The sequence below is a fragment of the Luteococcus peritonei genome, assembly GCF_039526385.1.
In the GTDB taxonomy this organism is placed as follows: Bacteria; Actinomycetota; Actinomycetes; order Propionibacteriales; family Propionibacteriaceae; genus Luteococcus; species Luteococcus peritonei.
This window is the reverse complement of the sequence record NZ_BAAAIX010000022.1, coordinates 1-5513: the sequence shown is the minus strand read 5'-3', so window position 1 is coordinate 5513 and position 5513 is coordinate 1. Positions and strand designations below refer to the sequence as shown.

Sequence of the window (5513 nt, the reverse complement as noted above, 5' to 3'; positions counted from 1 at the left end):
CCCAACGGGGGTCCTCCCTTCACGTCAACCCGCAAACTGTCATGAACGTCCCTGCCACCAACACCTAGAGGCGGCTTGGCGACAGGTCCTACGGTGGTCCCATGAGCACACGCACCGAGACCGACAGCATGGGCGGCATCGAGGTCGACCAGACCCGCTACTGGGGCGCCCAGACCGAGCGCAGCCTGCACCACTTCGACATCGGGCGGCCCACCTTCGTGTGGCCCCGGCCCATGATCCGCGCCCTGGGCGTGCTGAAGAAGGCCGCCGCACAGGCCAATGCGGAGCTGGGCGAGCTCCCCGACGAGGTGGCCCAGCTGGTTGTGCGCGCCGCCGACGAGGTGATCGCCGGTGACCTGGACGAGCACTTCCCGCTGGTGGTCTTCCAGACCGGCTCGGGCACGCAGTCCAACATGAATGCCAACGAGGTGATCTCCAACCGGGCCATCGAGCTGGCGGGCGGCACCATGGGCTCCAAGCAGCCGGTGCACCCCAATGACCACGTCAACCGCGGCCAGTCCTCGAACGACACCTTCCCCACGGCCATGCACATCGCGGTGGTGAGCGAGCTGCAGGCCACCCTCTACCCGGGCGTGGAGCAGCTGCGCTCGACGCTCGCGGAGCTGGCCGAGCGTTATGACGACGTGGTCATGGTGGGCCGTACCCACCTGCAGGACGCCACCCCGGTGCGTCTCGGCCAGGTGATCGGTGGCTGGGTGGCGCAGCTCGACGAGGCCCTGGCTGCGGTCCGTTTCGCCGACGAGCAGGCCCGTGGCCTGGCCATCGGCGGCACGGCGGTGGGCACCGGGCTCAACGCCCACCCCGACTTCGGCGCCCTGGCGGCGCGACGGATCAGCGAGGAGACCGGGCTGGACTTCCGCCAGGCCGACAACCTGTTCGCGGCCCTGTCCGCCCACGACTCGCTGGTGGGCGTCAGCGCCGCCCTGCGCACCCTGTCCGGGGCGCTGATGAAGATTGCCAACGACGTGCGCTGGTACGCCTCCGGTCCCCGTGAGGGGATCGGCGAACTGCTGATCCCGGAGAACGAACCGGGCAGCTCGATCATGCCGGGCAAGGTGAACCCCACCCAGTGCGAGGCACTGACCATGGTGGCCACCAAGGTCTTCGGCAATGACGCGACGGTGGGCTTCGCCGGCAGCCAGGGCAACTTCCAGCTCAACGTCTTCAAGCCGGTCATGGCCTGGTGCGTGCTGGAGTCGATCCAGCTGATCGGCGACGGCTGCCGCAGCTTCGAGGAGCACTGCGCCCGGGGCATCGAGCCGAACCGCGAGGTGATCGCCGAGCACCTGGAGACCGACCTGATGCTGGTCACCGCGCTGAACCGCCACATCGGCTACGACAAGGCCGCCAAGATCGCGAAGACCGCCCATCACGAGGGCAGCACGCTGAAGGAGGCGGCCGAGAAGTTGGGCCTGGTGAGCCCGGAGGACTTCGACCGCTGGGTGGTTCCGGCAGACATGACGCGTCCCAGCGCCGACTGAGTCCGGGACCGCAGTCGGACCGGAACCGGATCGGGCGCCGGGTGCTGGATCAGATCCAGCCCTGGCGCCTGGCCACGGCGATCGCCTCGTGCCGGTTGCTGGTGCCCAGCTTGGCGACGGCCGAGGACAGGTAGTTTCGCACCGTGCCGGGGGACAGGTGGGCCCGCAGTGCGATCTCCTCCACCGGTGCTCCGTCGGCGGCCAGCTCCAGCACGTCGGACTCGCGCGGCGTCAGTGGCGACTCGCCGGCGCTGATCGCCTCGGCGGCCAGCTGCGGGTCGACGTGGCGCCCGCCGCCGTGCACCTCGCGGATCACCCCGGCCAGCACCTGCGCCGGGACCGTCTTGGGCAGGAAGCCCCGCACCCCGGCCGCCAGCGCCTTGCGCAGGTGGCCCGGACGACCGTGGCTGGTGACGATGACGCAGCCGACGCCGGGGCGTTCGGTGAGGATCCGGGCCGCTGCCTCGATCCCGTCCAGGCCGGGCATCTGCAGGTCCAGCACCGCCACGTCCACCTCGTGGTGCAGGGCTACGGTGACGGCCTCGGTCCCGCTGGCGGCCACCGCCACCACCTCGAGGTCCTCCTCCAGGCCCAGCAGGGTGGCCAGGGCGTCGCGGATCAGGGTCTCGTCGTCGGACAGCAGCACACGGATCATGCCCCGATCCTCGCATCCACCACGGCCACCAGCAGGAAGTCGCGACCCCGGTGGTGGGTCTCCAGGCTGCCGCCCACCGCCTCCAGACGTTCCCGCAGCCCCGCCAGGCCCGAACCGGTGCCCGAGGCCACGTCGGTCCTGGCGCCGTCGTTGCTGATGGTGAGCCGGGCTCGGTCGGTGACCTCCAGCAAGATCCGGCAGCGGGTGGCCCGGCTGTGCCGCACCACATTCGTGACGCCCTCGCGCACCACCCAGGCCAGTGCCTGCTGGGATTCGGCGCCGAGCTCGGCAGCCGTGTCGGCACCCAGCACCTCGGCACCCAGCACCTCGGCACCGATCCCGGCCGAGGCCAGCATGGCCCGGGCGCCGGACAGTTCCACGGCCAGGTCGACGCGGCGGTAGCCGGCCACCACCTCGCGCATCTCCGCCAGGGACTCGGTGGCCACGCCGTGCACGGCCTCCATCTCCGTGACGGCCGCCTCCGCCTGGCCGCGACGGGCGAGTTCGGCCGCCAGCTGGCTCTTGACCGCCACTGCGGACAGGCTGCGGCCCACCACGTCGTGCAGGTCACGGCTGAAGCGCAACCGTTCCTCGGCCACCGCCAGCCGTGCAGCGGTGCTGCGGGCCTGCGCCAGCTCCTCCACCACACCCATCATCCAGGCCGACAGACGCCCGGTGTAGACGAACAGGAGGACGTAGAAGACGACCACCAGCAGCGAGGGCAGCGCCGCCGGTCCGCTGCGCAGCAGCCCCACCACCGTCGGCACCGCCACCAGTCCTGCCGCCATCAGGTGGGTGGCGCGCATCGAGGTGGCGCAGCTCAGCACCACCACGCAGGGCAGGCAGGCCGCCATGGCCACCGCCGGGCCGTTGCCCCACAGGTTGTGCCGGTCGACGCCGGGCAGCACAGCGAGCGGCAGGAGCAGGCAGAGCCCGGCCACCAGCCACAGGGCCCGCCGCCAGGGCGTGCCCAGCTCGGTGCGGCCCAGTCCGTGGTCCAGGCCCCGTCGCAGGGTCAGGGCGGCCAGCACCAGGCCGACGAGGGCCACCACGGCGCAGGAGAGCAACCGCCAGGTAGCGGTCTGCTGCGGGACCGAGGCGATCCCGGCCAGCGCCACGAAGGGGCAGACCGCGAACAGGAAGTACATCGAGCTGCGCGTGAATCGGTCGAAGCGCTCCTGGCTGGTGCTGCCCAGGACCCGGTGCTGCCAGTTGGCCACGGTTCTCCTCGTCGACGCCTCGGTGCGGCCCGCCAGCGGCGGGCCGCACCATTGAACCAGCTCGGTGGTGCGCACCAGGTGTCACGTGCGCACCTGGCCCGGTGGGTCAGCGGATCGGCTCCCAGCGCATCATGCGACGCAGCAGCCAGATCCCGGCCAGGCACCAGCAGCCGAGCACCAGGGCGGGGGAGAGCATGGCCCCCCAGCTCGCGGCACCGTCCAGCACCCGGCCGTCGAGGGTGGTGCCGTTCAGACCGATCATCAGCAGGTCGCTCACCGGCGCGACGGGCAGCAGCTGGAAGATCTCCCGGACCCGTTCCGGCATCGCGGAGAGCGGGATCAGCAGGCCGGAGAGCACCAGGAAGCCCATGATCCCGGGCATGGTGGTCATCTGCGCCGACTCGACGGTACGCGTGCCGGAGGCGGTCAGCAGGGCGCACAGGGTGAAGAAGAGCGAGCCCAGACCCAGCGAGAGCAGGATGGCCAGCGGATTGGTGAAGCGCGGGGCGCCCAACGCCCAGGAGACCGCACCCAGCACCAGGACGAGCTGCAGCACCAGCAGAATCAGGTTCGGGGTGGCGATCGCCGCCAGGATCTCGGTGGCGCGGGCCTCACCGGAGCGCAGCCGCTTCAGCACCAGCGACTCGCGACGGGCGACGGTGGCGGTGGTCAGGTTGTAGTAGATGCCGATGCCCAGTGAGTTGATCAGCAGCAGGGCAGTGAGCATGGTGGCCAGGCCGCCGCGCGGCGCGAGCTCGGCCTGGGCCTTGATGTGGGGCAGCTGGCTCAGGAAGAGCACCATCATCGGGCCCATGGCGACGGCATAGAAGACGTTGACGCCGTTGCGCAGCAGCATCTTGAGCTCCACGGTGACCAGGGCGCGCAGGCGCTTCCAGGCGGCGGCGGGGCGACGCTCGCCGGTCATCGGGGTGGTGGTGGCGGTGGTGAGACTCATGTCAGGTCCTTGGGTGTGGTGGCTGCAGGGGTGGTCAGGCGGCGACGGAGGCCGGCTGGCCGGCATTGGCGATGGACAGGAAGGCCTGCTCGAGGGTGGCGCTGCGGGCGTCGAGACGCTCCAGGGTGGTGCCCTCGCGCTCGGCGCGTCGCAGCAGCTCGGCGAGCGTGGTCTGCAGGGTGCGGGTGCGCAGCTCGACGCGGCCGGCCTCGATGGACACCGGGGCGGTGAGGCCCGGCAACCCGGCCAGGTCCAGGCCCTCGGTGGCGGTCAGGTCGAAGCCGATCCGCGAGTCCTGGCCCTCGATGAGCTGGGCGACGGTGCCCTGGCTGTGGATCTCGCCGCGGTCCATGATCGCCAGCCGGGTGGCCAGCTCCTCGGCCTCCTCCAGGTAGTGGGTGGTGAGCATCACGGTGGTGCCCTCGTCGAGCAGGGAGCGGATCAGCTGCCACGTGACATGGCGGCTCTGCGGGTCCAGGCCGGTGGTGGGCTCGTCGAGGAAGAGCAGCTCGGGGCGGCCCATCAACGCCATGCCCAGGTCCAGCCGGCGCTTCTCGCCGCCGGACAGGCTCTTGACTCGCACGTTGGCGCGCTCGGCCAGATGGACGTCGGCGAGCACCCGGGCCACCGGCCGCGGGGTGGAGAGGGTGTCGTGCCACATCGTCGCGGTCTCCGCGACGGTGATGTCGTCGGGGAAGCCGGCCTGCTGCAGCATGACACCCATCCGGCCGGCCACCCGGCGCCGCTCGGCGTGCGGGTCGTGGCCGAAGACCTCGACGCTGCCGCCGCCGGCGGGCGCCAGGCCCTCGAGCACCTCCAGGGTGGAGGTCTTGCCTGCGCCGTTGGTGCCCAGCAGGGCGAAGAGCTCGCCGCGGTGCACCTCCAGGTCGACGCCGCGCACCGCCTCGAAGCGGTCCTTGCCCTTGCCGTGGAAGCGGCGGAGCTGGTGGGTGCGGATCACGGGTGCCTCGGTGCTGTTCATGTCTCCAGCCTCCCGGCCGTTGGCGGCCCTCACCAGGGCGTGCTTCACCGGCTCGGCATGACAGATGTCATGTCTTCGCACGGGTTCGACCACTCGAACCGGAAAATCGCTCCCTCGATCGCCGAAAAGGCCGGCGGATTCATGTGGTCAGCGCAACGGTTCTGTGAAGAGGGGTTGTGATGGCGCATGGGGTCGAGGT

The 5513-nt window shown here is 71.1% G+C and carries 5 protein-coding genes; 1 reads left to right on the top strand and 4 read right to left on the bottom strand.

Going from position 1 to position 5513, the window contains the following annotated elements; translation table 11 throughout:
- Window positions 1-101: 101 nt before the first annotated feature.
- Complete coding sequence (fumC, locus tag ABD073_RS09455; protein WP_343873991.1) at window positions 102-1502, top strand: class II fumarate hydratase; 1401 nt, start codon at window positions 102-104, stop codon at window positions 1500-1502.
- 49 nt (window positions 1503-1551) lie between these two features.
- Here the strand turns inward: fumC and ABD073_RS09450 are convergent, their stop codons facing one another.
- From ABD073_RS09450 to ABD073_RS09435, 4 genes are all read right to left on the bottom strand, one after another.
- Entirely contained in the window at window positions 1552-2157 is a 606-nt protein-coding gene (locus ABD073_RS09450; protein WP_343873990.1) for a response regulator transcription factor, read from the bottom strand.
- A complete protein-coding gene (locus ABD073_RS09445; RefSeq protein WP_343873988.1) occupies window positions 2154-3377 on the bottom strand; it encodes a sensor histidine kinase in 1224 nt (407 codons plus the stop codon). The genes ABD073_RS09450 and ABD073_RS09445 overlap by 4 nt, the downstream gene beginning before the upstream one ends.
- A gap of 106 nt (window positions 3378-3483) precedes the next feature.
- Entirely contained in the window at window positions 3484-4332 is an 849-nt protein-coding gene (locus tag ABD073_RS09440) for an ABC transporter permease (RefSeq protein WP_343873987.1), read from the bottom strand.
- 34 nt (window positions 4333-4366) lie between these two features.
- Window positions 4367-5314 carry an ABC transporter ATP-binding protein gene (locus tag ABD073_RS09435; RefSeq protein ID WP_343873986.1) on the bottom strand — a complete coding sequence of 316 codons (948 nt, stop codon included), beginning with the start codon at window positions 5312-5314 and terminating at the stop codon, window positions 4367-4369.
- Between the last annotated feature and the right edge of the window lie 199 nt (window positions 5315-5513).